The following is an 18,712-nucleotide window of genomic DNA, read 5'->3' on the forward strand; positions in this document are numbered from 1 at the left end:
TCGGCGCGGCGCACCTCGACGTGTGCACCGCCCTGGCCCACCAGGAGTCTCAGATTCCAGACGATTCGGCTCAGGAAGAGGTCGACCGATAGGCTGTCTCCTGCGTCGCCGATGCCGCCTACGCACCCTTCCCGCCAGACCCCTGTATCCCCGCGAGGAGCACTCCCATGCGGACGAGCAAGACCCACAAGGTCGCCATGGCCGCCGTCGTCACCACGATCGCGACCGCGACGGTGCTGACGTTCACGCGCAGCGACACCGCCGCCGCCGATCGCATCGCGTCGGTCCCGCAGGCCGGCAACGATGCCCCGGTCGTCGCCCACGAGCCGGCGGCCACGACCAGACCCAAGGCGAAGCCCAAGGCCAAGCCGAGTCCTGACGCTGCGAAGCCGACAGCGGACCCCACCACCCAGGCGCCCAAGCCAGTCGCGAAGCCCACACCGACGAAGACCACCACGACTCCGCCGCCGACGACACAGCCGACGCCGACGCCGTCGCCGACACCTCGCAAGAAGGGTCTGCTCGAGATCCTGTTGGGCCTCTAGCCCGCCTTCAGCCGACGAGCGAGGGCGTCATGTGCGCCGCGTACCAGCGGGGCCAGTCGGAGTCCTTCGTGCCCGTCGACCGCTCGTGCTCGGCGTGCGCGGCCGCGGCGCGCTCCAAGGCAACTTTGAGGGCGTCCGCACCGATGCCGTGACCGGCCAGCGTGCCGGCCATGTGCGCGGCGTACCAGCTGGGCCATTCCTCGTCGTACACGCCACCGAGCTCCTCAGCCTCGTGCACGCCGTGCGCCGCCGCCGCTCGTTCGAGCGCGTCCAGGACGATCGCCTCGGTCACCATGCTGCTCATCGCCCCGGCGCGCGGGTCTTGACCTCTTGCACGACCCACTCGTTGCCGTCGGGATCGCTGAACGACGCGAACGAGCCGTAGTCAGCCCGCTCGGGATGCGGCCCCGGCACGCGGCTCTCGGTCCCAGCGTGGTGGAAGACCCCACCCCCGTCGTGGAAGATCTCGGCGTCGACGCCCCGGCCGGCGAGCTCGTCACGCGCGGCTTCGATGTCGGACACGATCAGGTGCAGTCCGCGTACGGATCCCGGCTCCGCCGTGGTGAGGCGGTCACCGAAGATGACCGACGCCTCGGACCCCGGCGGGGTGAACTGGACGACTCGCAAGCCGTCCTCAGCGGAGAAGTCGGCGTCCTCACGCCAACCCAGCGATGCGTAGAACTCCTTGGCGCGGTCCACGTCCGAGACGGGCACCACCACCACTTCGAGCTTCACGTCCATGATTCCTGCTCCTTGACTCTGGCGGATTCCGTCCGTCACCGGTCCAACTGGTTACGACCTTGCCACGGCAATCGTCACCGGTCAAGACGGTTTGGTGTTCCTTGCGTCACCTGTCAGACTGGTGACATGGACCATGCCTTCCCGTGCGGCAACCTCTCCCTCGACTTCGTCGGATCGCTCCGTGCCCGCCGCGACGAGTCACCCATCGAGATGCTGACCTCCCCCGCCCGGCTGGACTCGTGGTTCGCCGAGTCCGGCCTCGTCGACGCGTCCACGAAGTCGCGGCCCGCCGACGTCACGGCAGCGATCGCGCTGCGCGAGGCGATCTATGACCTCGTGAGCGCACGCATGGCCGGCAAGGCGTACGCCACGGCGGCACTTGCAGTCGTCAACGAGGCCGCGCGCAAGCCGTCAGTGGTGCCGCAGTTGACCCGCGAGGGTCGTCGCACCGAGGCCACCCCGGCCCAGGCGTTGTCGACCGTCGCGCGCGAGGCCGTCGCGATCCTCGGCGGCCCGGAGGCGGCGCTGCTCAAGGAGTGCTCCCGCCCGGGGTGCACCCAGACGTACCTCGACACCTCGCGCGGCGGCCGCCGCGAGTGGTGTGCCATGGAGACCTGCGGCAACAAGATGAAGGCGGCCGCCTATCGCGCCCGCAAGCGCGACGAGCGACTCGCCACGGCGCACTAGGCGCGTACGACCGCGGGGCGCGGCGGCCGGAGCACGAGCATCGCGATCGCGAGCAGCCCCACCCCCACCACACCGTCGAGCCAGTAGTGGTTGCCGGTCACCACGACCACCAGCAGGATCATCACGGCATACAGCGGCGCGAGCCAGCGCCACGGGGTGCGCAGGCACAGCACGACCGTGAACGCGATCAGCGCGGCCCAGGCGACGTGCATCGAAGGCATCGCGGCGAGCTGGTTGGTGAATCCCGTGCCCGGCTTTCCGGCGTACGTGCTCTGACCGAACTCGAGCCCGGTGTCGACCATGCCGAAGCCCGGTTCGAGCCGCGGAGGCGACAGTGGATAGAGGATGTGGCCCACGAGCGCCAGGCCCGTGGTCAGGATCAGCACGTTGCGGAACCAGCGATAGACCTCGCGGCGCCGGACGTAGAGCAGGGCGAGGGTGCAGAACATCGCCGGGAAGTGGACGTAACGATAGATCCCGTTGATCACGCGGATCGCGGCGTCGGAGTGCAGCACCCAGCCCTGCAGCCTCGCCTCGCTGGGCCACCTGAGGGTGCGCTCGAACGACCACACGTCATCGGCATGCGCCCGCGCGACGTGCTCCGACCCCTCGAACAGGTGCCGGCACAACAGGTAGAGCAGCCACAACCCCACGACCAGCACGACCTGGCCCGCTGCGGCGAGTGCGCCGTGCGCTCGGCCGGACGAGTGCGGGGCGGCCTGCACGGTCAGTCCCGGATCACCGGACGTCGGACCCAGCCACTTCACGCGTCCCGTCCTCTCACCCCGCAGTCAGCGCCAGCCTAGCCAGCCGTGGGGACGGGACTGCGCGTCAGGCGAACTCGATCTCCGGCGTACGCGCGATCAGCAGCCGGCGGACCTTGTTGACGGTGGGATCGAGCTCGGCGGACACGTTGAACGCGGCTTCGAACACCCCGTCGCGCGTCGTCTTGCCCAGCGCGATCTCGACGTCGTCGACGCGCGCCGTGTGCGTCAGGTGGTGCACCAGCACGCTGACCTCACGCTGCTCGAGGTAGGCCACGAGGCCCGCGCGATCGCCGAGGAACTCCGAGGCCTGTCCGGCCCCGGTCGAGAACTGGATCGACATCTCGAAGTCGTCGGTGATGAGGTCGAGGACGCGCTCGGGCCGGTCGGAGTCCATGAACGTGAACCAGTCGTCGAGGAACGGCGTGCTGCTCATGCGCCCTCCCCGGACGGCACGACGACGAGCTCGAGGTCGAACGTGACCTGATAGGTGCGGATCGCGCCGTCCGCGATGCGGGCGACCGCGGCGAACCGCCCCGTCACGGCGTCGTTGTCGGTGACCACGCCGTAGACGAACTCGGTGTCACCGTCGACGGCGGTGCGCAACAGGTGGTGCCGGCGCTGCACCGGCGGACGCGACTCGAGGTAGTCCAGCATGTCCTGCCGACTGGTCCCCCGCAGTGCACCGTTGGGCAGCACGATGGCGTACTCGACCTCCTCGTGGAGCAGGGAGACCGCGTCGCGGATGCCGATGTCGTCGAGGGTCGCGTAGTAGCGCGCCAGCTGGAGGTCGTTCGAAGCCACAACATGAACCTAGTTCAGTTTCTGGCCGATGTCGAGTACGTTCGACAGCGACCTCGAGACAGTTCGGAGACCCGCGATGCCCATCCCCTCGTCGATGCGAGCCGTCCAGCTGACCGCGTGGCAGAGCGAGCCGGAGCTCCGCGAGGTCCCGGTCCCGCGCCCCGGGCCCGGCGAGCTCCTGCTGCGCGTCGACGCCGCCGGTCTGTGCCACTCGGACCTCCACGTCATGTCCTGCCCGCCCGGCACCCTCCCGTACGACCTGCCGATGACGCTGGGCCACGAGATCGCCGGGACCGTCGTCGAGGTCGGTGACGGCGTCGACGGGTCATGGCTCGACCGGCTCGCCGTCGTGCACGGGGTCTGGTCGTGCGGCACGTGCCACAGCTGCCGGCGCGGCCACGAGAACCACTGCCTGCACCTCGACGGCCGCGTCGGCTTCGGTCTGGGCCGGCCGGGCGGGCTCGCCGAGTACGTCCTGGTGCCCGCCGCCCGCCAGCTCGTGGCCGCCGACGGCATGGTCGCGACCGAGCTCGCGCCGCTCGCCGACGCCGCGCTCACGGCGTACCACGCGATCCGGCTGCACCGCGAGGCCATCGAGGGCGGCACCGTCGTGGTGATCGGCGCCGGCGGGCTGGGTCACCTCGCGGTGCAGATCCTCAAGCAGACGACGGACGCGCACATCGTCGTCGTCGACACCCGTCCCGCCGCGCTCGAGGCAGCACGGGAGCACGGCGCCCACACCACCGGGACCACCGTCGCCGAGGCGGTCGACGCGCCCGTCGACGTCGTCCTCGACTTCGTCGGCGCCGACAGCACGCTCGCCGCCGGTGCCGAGGTGCTCGCGCCCGGCGGCCGGCTCGTCATGGTCGGCGGAGGAGGCGGCTCGATGACGGTCGCGAAGGGTCGCGACCTGCCGCTCGGCTGGCACGTCAACGCCCCGTTCTGGGGCCCGCGCCAGGACCTCGAGGCCGTCGTCGAGCTCGCCCGCGGCGGGCAGATCGTGGCTGACATCGAGGTCGTGCGGTTCAGCGACACCCTCGACGCGTACCGGCGGCTGCGTGAGGGCGACGTGCGCGGCCGCATCGTCGTCGTCCCGGACTAAGCCGCGGTCCACCCACCGTCGGCGTAGACCTCGGACCCGGTCATGAACGTCGAGTCGTCACTCACCAGGAACGCCACGACGGCGGCGATCTCGTCACCGCGGCCGAGCCGGCCCATGGGCGTACCGGCGAGCATCGCGGCATGCCGCTCCGACCCCTCGTGCCGCGCCAGCAGCTGCTCGGTGCCGATGAAGCCCGGGTGCAGGGAGTTGACGCGTACGCCCGAGGTCGCCCAGTGCAGCGCCGCGTTCTTGGTCAGCGTCCGCACGGCGCCCTTGGCCGCGTGATAGGCGGCGCTGTTGCCGAAGCCGCCTACGGTGCCGAGGATCGACGACACGTTGACGATCGAGCCGGCATCAGCGGCAGCCATCACCGGGCCGAAGTGCTTCATGCCGAGCCAGACGCCATTGACCCCGATGGCCATGACCTGGTCCCAGTGCTCGACCTCCTCGTCCTCGACCGTCGCGATGCTGCCGATCGCCGCGTTGTTGACGAGGGCGTCGAGCCGGCCGTACTCCCGCTCCACGAACGCCGCGGCCGCCCGCCACTGCTCCTCGACCGAGACGTCGAGCGCCAGGGCGGTGTGCCGACCGGGCGTGTCGGCGAGGCTCTGCGCCAGCGCCTCGCAGGCCGAGACATCGAGGTCGGTCAGCACGAGATGGCCACCCTCGTCGGCGATGCGCCGCGCCACCGCCGCGCCGAGCCCACCCGTCGCGCCGGTCAGCAGCACGACCTTGCCGTCGATCCTGGAGCTCATCGTGGTCATGGTCAGCCCTTCAACGTGCGTCGGTGATGTGGACAAGGGTCTTGCCGGTCGTGCGGCCGGCGATCATCTCGGTCAGCGCTCTCGGGGCACTCGCGAGTCCGTCGAAGACGGTCTCGCGCTGCTGCAGCCGGCCGTCGGCGAGCGCCGCCCCGAGCTCGGCCTGCATCTGGTCGAGCAGGTCGAGGTTGCTGCTGCCGCGGAACCCGCGAATCGTCAGGTCCTTGGCGACGGCGAGGAACAGGTTGCGCGGACCGGTCGGCTCCGACTCGTACTCCGACACCGATCCGCAGATCGCGATCCGCCCGTCACGGTTCATCGCGTCCAGCGCGGCCTCGAGATGATCGCCGCCGACGCAGTCGAAGTAGACGTCGATGCCCTCCGGTGCGGCCTCCGCGAGGCCCTGGAGCACCGCCGTCGTGCGATAGCTGAACGCCGCGTCGACACCGAGATCGTCGAGCAGCCAGCGGACCTTCTCGTCCGAGCCCGCGCTGGCTACGACGCGGTTGCCGTGCAGCTTCGCGATCTGGACGGCGAGGCTGCCGACGGCGCCCGCGGCGGCGGAGACCCACACCGTCTCCCCGCCCTTGAGCGCACCGACGACCGACAGCCCGGCGTACGCCGTGAGGCCCATGCCGCCGAGCACCCCGAGATACGACTGCGGCTCGGCAATCGACGTGTCGAGCGCCCGCAAGGTGCCGAGGCCGCTGAGCTGCACCGCGGCAGCATCGACGACGGCGTAGTCGCGCCAGCCCCGTGCGTGCCAGACCGTGTCGCCGGGTGCGAATCCCTCGGCGCGTGACTCCACGACCTCGCCGATCGTCATGATCCCGTCCATCGCCGCGTGCAGCGGGAACGCCACGAAGTAGCCCTCCGGCGCCGCCTCGCGGAGCCTCAGCCGCAGCCCGGGATCGACCGAGGTCCACGTGTTGCGCACGAGCACCTGACCGGGACCGACCGGCTCGACGCGCACCTCGACGACCTCGAAGTGCCGCTCCTCGACCGGTCCGCGCGGATAGGAGGCGACCTGGAGCTGCCGTCCGGTCAGGGCCATCGCACGACTCGGCAGCGGAAGGGTGAATTGTCGGTCATACTGAACTAATATCAGTTCTGGACACGTCTTCACAAAGGTCGCTCTGAATTGCCACACGCTTTCACCCGTGGCACTGTACGGAATGAGCCGAGTTCAGGTCATGGTCGGTGACGACCACGAGAGTTGGGAATCGCATCGATGAGCACAGTCGACAACGCACCGCGCACCGAGAGCCCGCGCTCCAAGCGCGCGGTGATCATCGCCACCGCGATCGACCGCTTCGGCGAGGAGGGCTTCGAGCACACCAAGTGGGCGACGATCGCCGATGACGTCGGCATCGGCCAGACCGCGCTCTACCACTACTTCGAGTCCAAGGTGCACTGCCTGCTCACGATCATGCGGCTCGAGCTCAGCAACTCCGTCGAGCGGTTCCGGGCCGCCACCGAGTCTGCCCCTGACTCCGCAGCGGCCCTGACCGCGGCGGTCGCCAGTGCGTACGAGGCCTCGCCCCGCGACGCGCTGCAGCGCCGCATCCTGCAGAACCACATGGACCTGCTCGCCACCAAGCGGCCGTCCAAGAAGGAGGAGGAAGAGCGGCTCCTCTGCCGCTCCCTCGTCCAGGAGATCGAGCACAACTGGACCGGCCTGGTCCAGAAGGGCATCGACGACGGCGCGTTCCGGGTCGATGACGCCCTGCTGACGGCCCGCATGCTGCTCGCGCTCGTCGTCGGTGTGTGGCGCTGGTACCGCCCCGGCGGCGAGATGACGCTCGAGCAGATCACCGAGGTCATGGCCGAGGCCGCGGCGCGGCTCGTCGACTCCGCCGAGGTCCCGGCCCGCACCTGAGCCGCCCTCCCCGGGAGTGGCTCTGGCACGTACGTCCTCGGTGATCTAAACTGAATTCGTCTCAGTTTGCTTCAGCGACGTTCCCGAGGTCCTCATGTCACCCACGTCCACTGCTGTCCCCCGTACGTTCGACGCGGCGCCCAGCTCCGACCCGTCCATCCTCATGCCGGTCGCCGAGCACGACGACCTGCGCGAGATCGTGCGTGCCGTGGTCGCGAAGTCCGACGACACCTGGGTCCGGCTGATGTCGGAGCTCGAGGTCGGCTCGCTCGCCGTGCCCGAGGCCTTGGGCGGTGCGGGCTTCGGCTTGCGCGAGGTCGGCGTGGTGCTCGAGGAGACCGGTGGCGCCCTGCTCCCCGACCCGGTCCTCGCCTCAGCGGTCGTGGCGGTGCAGGCGCTGATCGCCGCGGACGAGCCAGGTGTCCTCCTCGATGCCGTCTCGTCGGGGCGCGAGGTCGCCACCGTCGCCTGGGCGAGTCCCCACGACGTACGGGCGACGCTGTCCGGCGAGTGGGTGCTCACGGGATCCGCCGACCGCGTCCTGCACGCCGACGCCGCCGAGCACCTCGTCGTGCCGGCCGCCACCGACGGCGGAACGGCGCTGTTCGTCGTCGACCTGCGACAGGAGTCCACCACCTTGCGCGCGCGACAGGTCCTCGACGACACCCGGCCGCTCGCCGACGTCACCATCGCCAACGCCCCCGCCCGGCTCCTGGTCGGCCCCGAGCGATTCGCCGACGCGTGGCGCACCGTGCAGACCGCGGCAGCGATCGGCGTCGCGGCCGAGCACACCGGCATGGCGGCGCACCTCCTCGAGTCGACGACGGCATACCTGCTCGAACGTCAGCAGTTCGGCCGGGCGATCGCGTCGTTCCAGGCGATCAAGCACCGGCTCGCCGACCTGCTCGTCGACCTCGAGCGGGCTCGTTCGGCGTCGCGCTATGCCGCCGCGATCTTCGACGTCGACCCCGCCGAAGCCGTCCTCCCTGCCCGCATCGCGGCCGCGGTCTGCCAGGACGTCGTGATCCGCGCCGCCCACGAGTCGGTCCAGCTGCACGGTGGCATCGGCTTCACCTGGGAGCACACCGCACACCGGTACGTACGCCGCGCCCTCGGCGACGAGGGACTGTTCGGCAGCTCCCGCGCGCACCGCGCCGCCATCGCCGACCTCGTCGGCCTCTGATCCCAGCACCACCTGTTGACCGGTGACCCATCGTCACCCATACTGAAATGAATCCAGTTCATTTTGAAAGGACATGCCGTGATTGACACCGACCACATCGTGCTCGAGAAGGATGGCGAGGTCGCACGCGTGTGGCTCAACCGTCCGCACAAGAAGAACGCCGTCACCCTCGAGCTGCTCCACCGGCTCGACGAGATCATCGTGGAGGNCTTCGACCTGGACGAGCTGCTGGCCAACTACGTCGGCACGACCACCGCGATGGAGGTCGCCGTCATCTCGGCGAAGGTCTGCGACCGCCTCTACTCGATGAACACGCCGTCCGTCGCGGTGCTCGAGGGCTACGTCACCGCGGGTGGCTTCGAGCTGATGATCTCGTGCGACTTCGCGATCGCGAGCGACGACGCCCTGATCGGCGACTTCCACATCCGCCGCGCACTGTTCGGTGGCGCCGGGCCGATCTACCGCCTCCCCCGCATGATCGGCATCCGCAAGACCAAGGAGCTGATGCTGACCGGCAAGCTGCTGACCGGCCAGGAAGCGGTCGACTTCGACCTCATCAACGCCTCGGCCCCGGCCGACGAGCTCGACAAGACCGTCGCCGACTTCACCGCCAACCTGACGGACAAGAGCCCGTTCATGATGCGCCTGACCAAGATGACGATCGATCGCGGCCTCGACGCCGACATCCAGTCGCTCATGGTCATGGAGCACCTCGCCGTCGGCAACGCGCTGCAGTCCGAGGACGCCAAGGAAGGCGTCCAGGCATTCCTCGAGAAGCGCGAGCCCAAGTGGGTCGGCCGCTGACCTGACCCGCCGACGACCCCGCCGTACGACAAGGAGATGACGTGAGCACGACCGAACCAGCGCCCCGCCTGCACGGCAGCCGGTGCGACAGCTGTGGCAACGTCGCCTTCCCTGTCGCCGACGGGTGTCAGCGGTGTGGCCAGCAGGTCATGCAGCCCATCGAGCTGTCGGAGCACGGCACGGTGTGGGGCTTCACGGTGCAGCGGTTCGCACCGAAGTCCCCGCCGTACGTGCCGCCGGCGGACGGCTTCGCGCCGTTCGCCGTCGGCTACGTCGAGCTGGCCGAGGGCGTCAAGGTCGAGGCGGTGCTCGACTGCGCCGACTTCGCCGAGCTCGAGGGCCAGGCGCCCGTACGCCTGACCGCGGCCGCGCCGGTCCCCCGGTTCGAGGTCGTCGCATGACCGGCGTCTCGATCGTCGGGGCCGGGCTCTCGGCGTTCGGCCGACAGCCCGGAGTCAGCGGGCGCGAGATGGCGGTGCAGGCGATCCGCAGCGCGCTCGTCGACGCAGGGCTGGAGTGGTCCGACGTGCAGATCGCGTTCGGCGGCAGCGACGGATCCGGCCTCGCCGACACCCTGGTCGCCGAGCTGGGCCTGACCGGCATCCCGTTCACCAACGTCAAGAACGGCTGCGCGACCGGCGGCAGCGCCCTGGTGTCCGCGGTCAACGCGATCCGCTCCGGCTCCGCCGAGATCGCGCTCGCCGTCGGGTTCGACAAGCACGGCCGCGGCGCGTTCGCCCCGTTGCCCGAGGAGTGGGGTCTCCCGGTGGGCTACGGCGAAGCCGGGCTGATGGTGACGACGCAGTTCTTCGGCATCAAGATCGCCCGCTACATGCGCGAGCACGGCATCACCGCCCCGACACTCGCGAAGGTCGCCGAGAAGGCGTACGCCAACGGCACCCTCAACCCCAACGCCTGGCGGCGCACGCCGATGTCGGCGGACGAGATCGCCTCGGCGGACATGGTCAACGACCCGCTGACGCGCTTCATGTTCTGCTCCCCCGGCGAGGGCGGCGCGGCGATCATCGTCGCCAGCGAGGCCGTGGCGACGCGGCTCGGCGGCCGACCCGTGTCGCTGCTGTCGGCTGTCACACGTACGAGAGGGTTCGGCACCTTCGAGGTCTTCGCGCCCGCGATCCAGGGCGCCGGAGCACCCACCAGCGTCAGCACCGTCGCGGCCGCTGCGGCGTTCGACGCCGCCGGCGTACGTCCTGACGAGATCGACGTGCTGCAGCTGCAGGACACCGAGAGCGGCGCCGAGATCATGCACATGGCCGAGTGCGGGTTCTGCGAGCACGGCGAGCAGGAGCAGCTGCTCGAGAAGGGCGCGACGCTGATCGACGGCAGTATGCCGGTCAACACCGACGGCGGCTGCATCGCGAACGGCGAGCCGATCGGCGCGTCCGGGCTGCGGCAGGTGCACGAGATCGTCACCCAGCTGCGCGGCGAGGCCGGCGACCGTCAGGTGCCCGGCACCCCACGCCTGGGCTTCACCCACGTCTACGGCGCACCGGGCATCAGTGCCTGCACCGTCCTGGCGGTGTGACCGCAGTGCCAACACCCGACACCGCAACCTTCATCACCGAGGCCCGCGCCTGGCTCGCCCAGCAGGCACCCCCACGCCAGGAGACCGCCTGGGGCGACGGCGACGACACCGTCGCGGTCTTCGAGAACTGGACCGCCGCCGAGGAGCGAGCCGAGACCGACCGGATCCGGCGCTACGAGCAGGCCAAGTTCGACGCCGGCTGGGGCGCCGCCCTGACGTGGCCCGCCGAGTACGGCGGCCGCGGCCTGCCGCTCGCCCACNNGGCGGCGTTCGACGTGCCGCGGCGCACCGAGATGTTCTCCGTGACGCAGCAGCTCGTGGCGCCGACGATCGCCCAGTGGGGCACCGACGAGCAGAAGGCGACCTACGTACGCGCGATGCTGCGCACCGACCTCATCGCGTGCCAGCTGTTCTCCGAGACCGAGGCCGGCTCGGACCTCGCCGCCGTACGCACGAGGGCCGTGCAGCGCGACGGCTCGTGGGTCCTCGACGGACACAAGGTGTGGACGTCCGGGGCGCGGATCGCCGACCTGGGCATCGCCGTGTGCCGTACGGACAACACCGTCACCAAGCACGCCGGTCTGACGGTTTTCCTCGTGCCGATGGACTCCCCCGGCGTCGAGGTGCGACCCATCCGGCAGATGACCGGGGGCAGCAGCTTCAACGAGGTCTATCTCGACGGCGTCGTCCTCGACGACTCCATGCGGCTCGGCCCGGTCGGCGCTGGGTGGAAGGTCGCCCTGACGGTGCTCGCCGCCGAACGCCTCGACTCCGGCAACCTCGGCCTCGACAACGCCGATCGCGCCGTCGAGCTCGCCCGGCACCGCGGCCCCCTGTCGGAGATCGAGCGTGACGCCGTCGCCGACCTGATCACCCGCAGCTACGTCCAGCGGCTCACCGGGATGCGCGTCGCCGCCGCGGTCGTCGCCGGCGAGGCACCCGGTCCCGAGGCGTCGGTCGGCAAGCTGCTCGCCACCGACACCATGGCGCGTACGTCCGAGGTCGCCCGCATGCTGCTCGGCGGCGATCTGACGGTCGACTCCGGCGAGTGGGGCACCTGGGCGTGGACCGAGCACGTCCTCGGCGCCCCGGGCTACCGCATCGCGGGCGGCACCGACGAGATCCAGCACAACATCCTCGCCGAGCGTGTGCTCGGCCTGCCGCGGGAGCCGCGCCCATGACGTTCGAAGAGACCCTCGGCGCGCGCGTCGCCGCCGCACTCAAACGGGTCGACCCCGGCCTCGAGGTGCAGCCGCTCGAGCCGCTGCTCGGCGGCCACTCCGGGCTGACCTATCGCGTCCCCACGTCGAACGGCCCGGTCGTCGTCAAGGCGGTGCCCGAGGGCCAGCGTCCCGTCGGGCGGCACGACATGGTGCGCCAGGCGCGCATCATGCAGGCACTCGCCCCCACGGACGTACCGGTGCCGGAGATCCTCGTGGTCGACGAGACCGAGACGGCATGGTTCGCCATGGAGTTCGTCACCGGCGAGTCGCTCGAGCCGGTGCTCGACAATCCCGAGGTCGAGCCCGGACTCGCGGCAGCGCGGATGCGACGGGCCGCCGAGATCCTCCCGGCGCTGCACGACGTACCCCTCGACAAGATCCCGGTCGACGGGCCCGCGCTCAGTCCCGCAGACGAGCTGCAGCGCTGGTCGCGGACGATGGCCGCCGTGCCACCCGAGCTCGTACCCGGTGCCGCCGACCTCGAGGCCAGGCTCGCTGCGTCCGTGCCTGACGCCGTCGCGCCGACACTGGTGCACGGTGACTACCGGCTCGGCAACATCATCTCGACCGGCCTCGACCCGGCCGCGGTCATCGACTGGGAGATCTGGAGCACCGGCGACCCCCGCGTCGAGCTCGGCTGGCTCCTGGTGTTCGCCGACGGCAGCAACTTCCCCGGCGTCGGCCGCGAGGTGCCCGGACTGCCGAGCGAGGACGAGCTGGTCGGGCTGTACGGCCGGCCGCTCCCCGACCTCGCGTGGTTCAACGCGCTGGGGCGCTTCAAGATGGCCGCGATCATGGGCCACAACCTGCGCCGCCACCGCGAGGGCCGCCACGTCGATCCCGACCAGGAACGCCTCCCCGACACGATCATCACGCTCATCCGCACCGGCCGCGACCGGCTCGGCTGAGCGCCCGGACACCAGAGAGGGTTCCTCGTGGACTTCGACTACTCACCCCGCACCACGGCGCTGCTCGAGCGGCTCGGCACGTTCATGACCGAGCACGTCTATCCCGCCGAGGCGGTCTACGACGCGCAGGTCGAGGCCAGCGCCAACCCGCACGAGCAGCCGCAGGTCATGCGCGACCTGCAGGCGATCGCCCGCGAGCAGGGCCTGTGGAACCTCTTCATGACCCACTACGACCTCGGCGCCGGGCTGACCAACCTCGAGTACGCGCCGCTCGCCGAGCTCGTCGGCCGGTCGATCATCGGCAACGAGGCGATCAACTGCTCGGCGCCGGACACCGGCAACATGGAGATCCTCGCGATGTACGGCACGGACGCGCAGAAGGACGAGTGGCTCAAGCCGCTGCTGGAGTGCCAGATCCGCTCCGCGTTCGCGATGACCGAGCCCGACGTCGCGAGCTCCGACGCCACCAACATCACCTCGACGATCCGCCGCGACGGCAACGACTACGTGCTCAACGGCCGCAAGTGGTACGCCTCGGGCGTCCTCGACCCTGATTGCAAGCTCGTGATCTTCATGGGCAAGTCCGACGTCGACGCGCCCTCGTACCGGCAGCAGAGCATGGTGCTCGTGCCGCTCGACACCCCCGGCATCGAGATCCTGCGTGACCTGCCGATGTTCGGCTACCGCGACCGGCTCGGCCACGGTGAGGTGCAGTTCACCGACGTACGCGTGCCGGTCACCACCATCCTCGGCGAGGAGGGTGGCGGCTTCGCCATCGCGCAGGGCCGGCTCGGGCCCGGGCGCATGCACTACGCGATGCGGGCCATCGGGTTCGCCGAGCGCGCCCTCCAGCTCATGTGCCAGCGGGCGGTGAGCCGTGAGGCGTTCGGCGGTCCGCTTGCCGACCGCGGCGTCGTACGTGAGTGGATCGCGCGCAGCCGCATGGAGATCGACCAGATCCGCCTGCTGACCCTCAAGGCGTCGTGGCTCATGGACACCGCCGGCAACGCCGCCGCACGGTCGGAGGTCGCCGCGATCAAGGTCGCCGCGATGGAGACCGCGCACACCGTCGTCAACCGCGCCGTGCAGACGTACGGGGCGGCCGGGGTCAGCGACGACACGGTCCTCGCGCGGCTCTTCGCGATCACCCGCGCGCTGCAGATCGCCGACGGCCCGACCGAGGTGCACCTGCGGACGATCGCCCGCCTCGAGCTCAAGAACCAGGCGACCGCATGACCGGCGAGCTCGACGGCAAGGTTGCCCTCGTCACCGGCGCGACCCGAGGGCTCGGCCGGGCGATCGCCCGAGGCCTCGCACTCGAGGGCGCCACCGTCGTCGTGTCGAGCCGCAAGGCCGAGGCGTGCGAGCAGACCGCCGCGGCGCTCGCCGAGGAGACCGGCAGCATCGTGACGCCGCTCCCCCTGCACGTCGGCCAGTGGGACGCGATCGAGCCCGCCGTCGACGCGATCATCGCGCAGCACGGACGCCTCGACATCGTCGTCAACAACGCCGGCATCGCCCCGCTCAAGCCGTCGCTGCTCGAAGTGCCGGAGGGCCTGTTCGACAAGACGATCGAGGTCAACCTCAAGGGCCCGTTCCGGCTCATGGCCGTCGCCGGCGCCCGCATGGCCGCTGCCGGTGGGGGGTCGATCGTCAACATCTCGAGCATCGGCGCCGTCCGGCCTAGCCCCGCTGAGGCGATGTACTCCGCCTCCAAGATCGGCCTCAACGCGCTGACCATGGCGTACGCCCAGGAGTACGCACCGACGGTGCGGGTCAACTGCGTCATGCCCGGTGCGTTCGAGACCGACATGGCCGCCGACTGGGACGACGAGTTCATCAGCCTGGTCGTCGACGGGCTGCCCGCCGGCCGCCTGGGCCAGCCCGACGAGATCGTCGGCATGGTCGTCCATCTCGCGGGTCCGCGATCCGGCTACACGACGGGGTCGGTGATCGCCGTCGACGGCGGTCGTACGGCCGTCTACTGAGAGGAGCACCTCGTGACCACGTCCCCCCTCTCGCTGTTCGACCTCTCGGGGCGCACCGCCATCGTGACGGGCGCCTCGTCGGGCCTGGGCCTCGGCTTCGCCCGTACGCTCGCGGGCGCCGGCGCGACCGTCTATGCCGCCGCCCGCCGCCTCGACCGGCTCGAGATCCTCGCCAAGGAGCACGACGGCATCGTCCCGGTACGATGCGACATCACCGACGCCGCGGACCGCCAGCTCCTCGTCGACCGGGTCGTGGCCGACCACGGCAGGGTCGACGTGCTGGTCAACAACGCCGGGCGGGCCGGACCGCCGGAGGCCGAGACCGAGTCCCCCGCCGACTTCGCCGCCCTGCTCGACCTCAACCTGTCGGCCGGGTTCCACCTCGCCGTAGCCGTGGCGCAGACCGTCAAGGACGGCGGTCAGGCGTCCATCATCAACGTCTCGTCGGTCGTCGGGATGGTGTCGACCGCGCCGATCGGCGGCGCCGGCTATGCCGCGTCGAAGTCCGGCGTCATCGGGCTCAGTCGTGAGCTCGCCGGCCAGTGGGGACGCCGCGGCATACGCGTCAACACCGTCGTCCCGGGCTGGTTCGACACCGAGATGACCGACGGCCTGTTCACCAACGACGCGTCGGCCGGCTGGGTGCGGCGCAACACGATGCTCGGCCGCGGCGGCCACGAGGGCGAGGTCGACGGCGCCCTGCTGTTCTTGAGCTCCGACGCCTCCTCGTACGTCACCGGCCAGACCCTCGTCGTCGACGGAGGGTGGACGGCGCGATGACTGCAAGCGCACGATTCAGTCCTGATCACGCCGAGGTCCCCGGCCCCGGCACGGAAGAGGTAGGTCCATGCAGAAGCTGGTAGCGGAGTTCTCAGCACGCGCCACCGCGACGCCCGACGCGGTCGCCGCCATCGACGCGTCCGGTCCGCACACGACGGCCGAGGTGCTGCGCCAGGCCGAGGAGCTCGCAGGCGTGCTGGAGACGATCGTTGACGGGGCCCCCACGGTGCTCGTGCAGGCCGACAACACCTGGCGCACGCTCGCTGCGGCGCTCGCCGTCGGCATGCGTGGCGGTCTGATCGCCGTCGTCAGCCGGCACGCGACACCGGGTGAGTTCGCGATCGCGTGCAGCGACCTCGTGCCCGACGTCGTGATCGCCTCCGAGCCTGTCGTCATCGGCTGGGACGTGCCCGCCGACCACTTCTCCGCCCGCGACACCGCGCTCGACGGTTGGACCGTCGCGGCCCGGCAAGGGGCCACCGCCGGCGTCGAGCGCTGGCGCGGCGGCGTCGTCGTCGCCATGACCTCCGGCTCGACCGGCCGGCCCAAGTGCGTCGTGCAGTCCGAGGACGCGCTGCGCTACGCCGGCCAGTGCACGATCGACGCCGTCGGCCTCCAGCCTGGCGACCCGGTCGGCGCTCTCGTACCGCTCTCGTCGGTCGCCGCGTTCTGCTTCGGCATGTACCTCCCGGCGATGCTCGGCTCCCCCATGGTCACGCTTGACGGCTGGGACCCCTCGGCGGCGCTGCGCGTCCTGGCCGAGCACGACGTGCGGTGGACCATGCTCGTACCGACGATGGCGTTGCAGCTGTCGATCCAGCCCGGCGCCGAAGGCAGTCTCTCGTCGTTGACCGCCATGACGGTTGGCGGCGGCCCCATGGACTCCGGAGCGCTGGGACGCGCCGAACGTACGCTCGGCACGAAGTTCCTGCGCGTCTTCGGCATGTCGGAGTGCCTCGGCCACACCACTCCCCTGCCGGGCGAGAGCGAGGACGTACGCCTCGGGCGCGACGGCCGGCCCTTCCCCGGCACCACCGTCCGCGTCGTCGGCGAGGACGGCGTGCCACGCGGCGCCGGTGAGGTCGGTCAGCTGCAGGTGCAGGGCCCGTCGTTCTTCGTCGGCTATGCCCGCAACGGCGCGCCCGAGCCGCCTGCGGTGACGGCCGACGGGTTCTTCCCGACCGGCGACCTGGCCCGGATCAACCCCGACGGCACGCTCAACATCGTCGGGCGCGAGAAGCAGATCATCATCCGCGGCGGCCGCAACATCGACATCAACGAGGTCGAGGCCGCGATCGCGCAGATGCCCGACGTTGCCCAGGTGTGCGTCGTACCCGTGCCCGACGAGCTGCTCGGTGAGCGCGCCGCCGCGCTCATCGTGACGACCGGCACCGAGCTCGACCTCGACGCCGTCACCGCGCACCTCGACGCCGCCGGCTTCGCCAAGTTCAAGTGGCCCGAGTTCGTCCATCGCGTCGCCGCACTGCCGCAGAACCGCGTCGGCAAGCTGTCGCGCGACGACGCCGTACGCCTCGCCACCGACCTGAGCCGTACGCCCGGCTGACCCACCCCAGACCAAGGAGATCCATGTACAACCTCATAGTCCTCGCCGCCCGCCCACGCGACTGGACCCACGAGCAGTTCATCAATTGGTGGCGCGACGACCACGCCGACCCCACGTACAAGCTGCCCGGCCTGCGGCGCTGGCACCACACCGAGATCCTCGAGGCGATGGGCGAGAAGTCGGAGGGCTGGGACGGTCTGTCGGTCCTCAGCTTCGACTCCAAGGAGGACATGGACGCCGCGCTCGCCAGCCAGGAGTGGGCCGACGCCGTCGCCGACGTCGGCGACATGCGCGGCCGCCGGATCGCCATCATGGGCGAGGAGAAGGTCATGGTGGCCGACGAGTGACCACGACCTCGGGCGTACCGACCTCGGCCTGGACCGATCCCGGCTGCTTCGAGGTCGCGCCCGGCGTGCACCGCATACCCCTGTCGATGCCCAACGACGGGCTGCGGGCGATCAACGTCTATGCCATCGAGACCGCCCGCGGGCTCGCCCTGATCGACGGCGGCTGGCGCATCCCGTCGGCCCTGCGCGAGCTCACCGTCGCGCTCGCCGGCATCCGGCACTCCCCCGCCGACATCCACGACGTCTACGTCACGCACATCCACCGCGACCACTACACGTTCGCGGTCGAGCTGCGCCGGCTGTTCGGGGCACGCGTTCACCTCGGCCGGCACGAGCAGCCCGGCCTGCACGAGGTCATGGCCATACGCACGAACGTGCCCGTGGGCTCGATCCGCGAGCTCGAACGAGCCGGCGCCCCCGCCCTCGCCTCGGACATGATCGACGTGACCGCGGCCGAGCCGTTCGACCATGACGGCTGGGAGCTGCCCGACTCCTGGCTCGATGCCGGGACGCTCGACCTCGGCCGCCGCGAGCTCGAGGTCGTACCCACACCCGGGCACACCAAGGGCCACCTCGTCTTCCACGACCACGCCAACGAGCTGCTGTTCACCGGCGACCACGTGCTGCCGACGATCACCCCGTCAATCGGCTTCGAGCTCGGTGCCCGCGAGCTGCCGCTGCGGCACTACCTCACGTCGCTCCGCATGCTGCTGACCCGCCCGGATGCCCGGCTCATGCCGGCGCACGGCTATCCCGCCGACAGCGTCCACGACCGCGTCGGTGAGCTGCTCGCCCATCACGCGGAGCGTTTCGACCAGGCGGAACGCGTCGTCCGTACGATCGGCAGCGGGACCGCCGCCGAAGTCGCCGACCGCCTGCTCTGGACCCGTCGCGGTCGCCGATTCACCGAGCTCGACCCGTTCAACCAGATGATGGCGGTCTGCGAGACCCTCGCCCACCTCGACGTCATGGTCGAAGACGGCCGCCTTGCCGCAACCGCGACACCTGTGGCGGTGTTCAGCGCCCGCTGATCATGTGCGGCAGGCTAGATGGCGACTGTTGCAGCCGACAAAGCATGGGAGCCAC

General features: G+C 70.6%; 22 protein-coding genes and 2 pseudogenes. 17 read left to right on the forward strand and 7 right to left on the reverse strand.

Features of this window, described 5'->3' with window-relative positions:
• Positions 1-167 precede the first annotated feature (167 nt).
• Positions 168-545, forward strand: coding sequence for a hypothetical protein (locus ASC61_RS01415; protein WP_056208322.1), 378 nt, complete (start codon positions 168-170; stop codon positions 543-545).
• Positions 546-552: 7 nt separating this feature from the next.
• Here ASC61_RS01415 and ASC61_RS01420 read toward each other — a convergent pair whose 3' ends face one another.
• Positions 553-849, reverse strand: coding sequence for a hypothetical protein (locus tag ASC61_RS01420; RefSeq protein WP_157439336.1), 297 nt, complete (start codon positions 847-849; stop codon positions 553-555).
• Positions 846-1,286, reverse strand: coding sequence for a VOC family protein (locus tag ASC61_RS01425; protein WP_056208328.1), 441 nt, complete (start codon positions 1,284-1,286; stop codon positions 846-848). The genes ASC61_RS01420 and ASC61_RS01425 overlap by 4 nt, the downstream gene beginning before the upstream one ends.
• A gap of 126 nt (positions 1,287-1,412) precedes the next feature.
• On the opposite strand from ASC61_RS01425, the gene ASC61_RS01430 reads away from it, so the two are divergent.
• On the forward strand, positions 1,413-1,973 hold the full coding sequence (locus ASC61_RS01430) for a CGNR zinc finger domain-containing protein (protein ID WP_056208331.1): 561 nt from the start codon (positions 1,413-1,415) through the stop codon (positions 1,971-1,973).
• Here ASC61_RS01430 and ASC61_RS01435 read toward each other — a convergent pair.
• From ASC61_RS01435 to ASC61_RS01445, 3 genes are all read right to left on the reverse strand, one after another.
• Positions 1,970-2,740: a phosphatase PAP2 family protein gene (locus ASC61_RS01435; RefSeq protein WP_056208333.1), complete on the reverse strand. Its 771-nt coding sequence runs from the start codon at positions 2,738-2,740 to the stop codon at positions 1,970-1,972. The two genes, ASC61_RS01430 and ASC61_RS01435, sit on opposite strands and share 4 nt — an antisense overlap.
• Positions 2,741-2,804: 64 nt before the next feature.
• The gene (locus ASC61_RS01440; RefSeq protein ID WP_056208335.1) at positions 2,805-3,173 is read right to left on the reverse strand and encodes a hypothetical protein; all 369 of its coding nucleotides are present in this window, start codon (positions 3,171-3,173) and stop codon (positions 2,805-2,807) included.
• Positions 3,170-3,541, reverse strand: coding sequence for a nuclear transport factor 2 family protein (locus tag ASC61_RS01445; protein WP_056208338.1), 372 nt, complete (start codon positions 3,539-3,541; stop codon positions 3,170-3,172). Before ASC61_RS01445 ends, ASC61_RS01440 begins: the two co-directional genes overlap by 4 nt.
• A 76-nt stretch (positions 3,542-3,617) precedes the next feature.
• Between ASC61_RS01445 and ASC61_RS01450 the strand changes: the two genes are divergently transcribed.
• Complete coding sequence (locus tag ASC61_RS01450) at positions 3,618-4,643, forward strand: alcohol dehydrogenase catalytic domain-containing protein (protein WP_235503447.1); 1,026 nt, start codon at positions 3,618-3,620, stop codon at positions 4,641-4,643.
• Here ASC61_RS01450 and ASC61_RS01455 read toward each other — a convergent pair.
• Positions 4,640-5,398: an SDR family NAD(P)-dependent oxidoreductase gene (locus ASC61_RS01455; protein WP_056215129.1), complete on the reverse strand. Its 759-nt coding sequence runs from the start codon at positions 5,396-5,398 to the stop codon at positions 4,640-4,642. The two genes, ASC61_RS01450 and ASC61_RS01455, sit on opposite strands and share 4 nt — an antisense overlap.
• A 19-nt stretch (positions 5,399-5,417) precedes the next feature.
• Positions 5,418-6,458, reverse strand: a complete 1,041-nt coding sequence (locus tag ASC61_RS01460) for an NADP-dependent oxidoreductase (RefSeq protein ID WP_056208342.1) — start codon at positions 6,456-6,458, stop codon at positions 5,418-5,420.
• 177 nt (positions 6,459-6,635) lie between these two features.
• Between ASC61_RS01460 and ASC61_RS01465 the strand changes: the two genes are divergently transcribed.
• From ASC61_RS01465 to ASC61_RS01525, 14 genes and pseudogenes are all read left to right on the forward strand, one after another.
• Positions 6,636-7,283 carry a TetR/AcrR family transcriptional regulator gene (locus tag ASC61_RS01465; RefSeq protein ID WP_056208345.1) on the forward strand — a complete coding sequence of 216 codons (648 nt, stop codon included), beginning with the start codon at positions 6,636-6,638 and terminating at the stop codon, positions 7,281-7,283.
• Between the two features lie 94 nt (positions 7,284-7,377).
• The gene (locus ASC61_RS01470) at positions 7,378-8,466 is read left to right on the forward strand and encodes an acyl-CoA dehydrogenase family protein (RefSeq protein ID WP_056208348.1); all 1,089 of its coding nucleotides are present in this window, start codon (positions 7,378-7,380) and stop codon (positions 8,464-8,466) included.
• 258 nt (positions 8,467-8,724) lie between these two features.
• On the forward strand, positions 8,725-9,270 hold the full coding sequence (locus tag ASC61_RS01475) for an enoyl-CoA hydratase/isomerase family protein (RefSeq protein ID WP_268750620.1): 546 nt from the start codon (positions 8,725-8,727) through the stop codon (positions 9,268-9,270).
• A 41-nt stretch (positions 9,271-9,311) separates the two neighbouring features.
• Positions 9,312-9,671 (forward strand): Zn-ribbon domain-containing OB-fold protein, encoded by a 360-nt coding sequence (locus ASC61_RS01480; RefSeq protein WP_056208353.1) that lies wholly within the window; start codon positions 9,312-9,314, stop codon positions 9,669-9,671.
• Entirely contained in the window at positions 9,668-10,816 is a 1,149-nt protein-coding gene (locus ASC61_RS01485) for a thiolase family protein (protein WP_056208355.1), read from the forward strand. Before ASC61_RS01480 ends, ASC61_RS01485 begins: the two co-directional genes overlap by 4 nt.
• A pseudogene (locus ASC61_RS20185) lies at positions 10,813-11,076 on the forward strand (hypothetical protein); the annotation flags it as partial. The gene ASC61_RS01485 and the pseudogene ASC61_RS20185, both read left to right, overlap by 4 nt.
• 2 nt (positions 11,077-11,078) lie before the next feature.
• Positions 11,079-11,997, forward strand: a pseudogene (locus ASC61_RS01490) (acyl-CoA dehydrogenase family protein); the annotation flags it as partial.
• Complete coding sequence (locus ASC61_RS01495; protein ID WP_056208358.1) at positions 11,994-12,947, forward strand: phosphotransferase family protein; 954 nt, start codon at positions 11,994-11,996, stop codon at positions 12,945-12,947. The pseudogene ASC61_RS01490 and the gene ASC61_RS01495, both read left to right, overlap by 4 nt.
• A gap of 27 nt (positions 12,948-12,974) precedes the next feature.
• Entirely contained in the window at positions 12,975-14,183 is a 1,209-nt protein-coding gene (locus tag ASC61_RS01500; RefSeq protein WP_056208361.1) for an acyl-CoA dehydrogenase family protein, read from the forward strand.
• Positions 14,180-14,935 (forward strand): SDR family NAD(P)-dependent oxidoreductase, encoded by a 756-nt coding sequence (locus ASC61_RS01505; RefSeq protein ID WP_056208364.1) that lies wholly within the window; start codon positions 14,180-14,182, stop codon positions 14,933-14,935. Before ASC61_RS01500 ends, ASC61_RS01505 begins: the two co-directional genes overlap by 4 nt.
• A 12-nt stretch (positions 14,936-14,947) precedes the next feature.
• Positions 14,948-15,715, forward strand: a complete 768-nt coding sequence (locus tag ASC61_RS01510) for an SDR family NAD(P)-dependent oxidoreductase (RefSeq protein ID WP_082530380.1) — start codon at positions 14,948-14,950, stop codon at positions 15,713-15,715.
• A gap of 67 nt (positions 15,716-15,782) precedes the next feature.
• On the forward strand, positions 15,783-17,279 hold the full coding sequence (locus tag ASC61_RS01515; RefSeq protein WP_056208367.1) for a class I adenylate-forming enzyme family protein: 1,497 nt from the start codon (positions 15,783-15,785) through the stop codon (positions 17,277-17,279).
• Positions 17,280-17,302: 23 nt separating this feature from the next.
• Positions 17,303-17,626 carry an EthD family reductase gene (locus ASC61_RS01520; RefSeq protein WP_056208370.1) on the forward strand — a complete coding sequence of 108 codons (324 nt, stop codon included), beginning with the start codon at positions 17,303-17,305 and terminating at the stop codon, positions 17,624-17,626.
• Positions 17,623-18,657, forward strand: a complete 1,035-nt coding sequence (locus ASC61_RS01525) for an MBL fold metallo-hydrolase (RefSeq protein WP_235503448.1) — start codon at positions 17,623-17,625, stop codon at positions 18,655-18,657. The genes ASC61_RS01520 and ASC61_RS01525 overlap by 4 nt, the downstream gene beginning before the upstream one ends.
• Positions 18,658-18,712: the final 55 nt, after the last annotated feature.

Origin of the sequence: Aeromicrobium sp. Root344 (assembly GCF_001425755.1) — a bacterium.
In the GTDB taxonomy this organism is placed as follows: Bacteria; Actinomycetota; Actinomycetes; order Propionibacteriales; family Nocardioidaceae; genus Aeromicrobium.

Excerpts from the sequence above, each read along its gene's own strand:
- ASC61_RS01415 (WP_056208322.1), top strand. The coding sequence starts at position 168 with ATGCGGACGAGCAAGACCCACAAGGTCGCCATGGCCGCCGTCGTCACC.
- ASC61_RS01420 (WP_157439336.1), bottom strand. The coding sequence starts at position 849 with ATGAGCAGCATGGTGACCGAGGCGATCGTCCTGGACGCGCTCGAACGA.
- ASC61_RS01425 (WP_056208328.1), bottom strand. The coding sequence starts at position 1,286 with ATGGACGTGAAGCTCGAAGTGGTGGTGGTGCCCGTCTCGGACGTGGAC.
- ASC61_RS01430 (WP_056208331.1), top strand. The coding sequence starts at position 1,413 with ATGGACCATGCCTTCCCGTGCGGCAACCTCTCCCTCGACTTCGTCGGA.
- ASC61_RS01440 (WP_056208335.1), bottom strand. The coding sequence starts at position 3,173 with ATGAGCAGCACGCCGTTCCTCGACGACTGGTTCACGTTCATGGACTCC.
- ASC61_RS01450 (WP_235503447.1), top strand. The coding sequence starts at position 3,618 with ATGCCCATCCCCTCGTCGATGCGAGCCGTCCAGCTGACCGCGTGGCAG.
- ASC61_RS01455 (WP_056215129.1), bottom strand. The coding sequence starts at position 5,398 with ATGAGCTCCAGGATCGACGGCAAGGTCGTGCTGCTGACCGGCGCGACG.
- ASC61_RS01460 (WP_056208342.1), bottom strand. The coding sequence starts at position 6,458 with ATGGCCCTGACCGGACGGCAGCTCCAGGTCGCCTCCTATCCGCGCGGA.
- ASC61_RS01465 (WP_056208345.1), top strand. The coding sequence starts at position 6,636 with ATGAGCACAGTCGACAACGCACCGCGCACCGAGAGCCCGCGCTCCAAG.
- ASC61_RS01470 (WP_056208348.1), top strand. The coding sequence starts at position 7,378 with ATGTCACCCACGTCCACTGCTGTCCCCCGTACGTTCGACGCGGCGCCC.
- ASC61_RS01475 (WP_268750620.1), top strand. The coding sequence starts at position 8,725 with ATGGAGGTCGCCGTCATCTCGGCGAAGGTCTGCGACCGCCTCTACTCG.
- ASC61_RS01485 (WP_056208355.1), top strand. The coding sequence starts at position 9,668 with ATGACCGGCGTCTCGATCGTCGGGGCCGGGCTCTCGGCGTTCGGCCGA.
- ASC61_RS01495 (WP_056208358.1), top strand. The coding sequence starts at position 11,994 with ATGACGTTCGAAGAGACCCTCGGCGCGCGCGTCGCCGCCGCACTCAAA.
- ASC61_RS01505 (WP_056208364.1), top strand. The coding sequence starts at position 14,180 with ATGACCGGCGAGCTCGACGGCAAGGTTGCCCTCGTCACCGGCGCGACC.
- ASC61_RS01515 (WP_056208367.1), top strand. The coding sequence starts at position 15,783 with ATGCAGAAGCTGGTAGCGGAGTTCTCAGCACGCGCCACCGCGACGCCC.
- ASC61_RS01520 (WP_056208370.1), top strand. The coding sequence starts at position 17,303 with ATGTACAACCTCATAGTCCTCGCCGCCCGCCCACGCGACTGGACCCAC.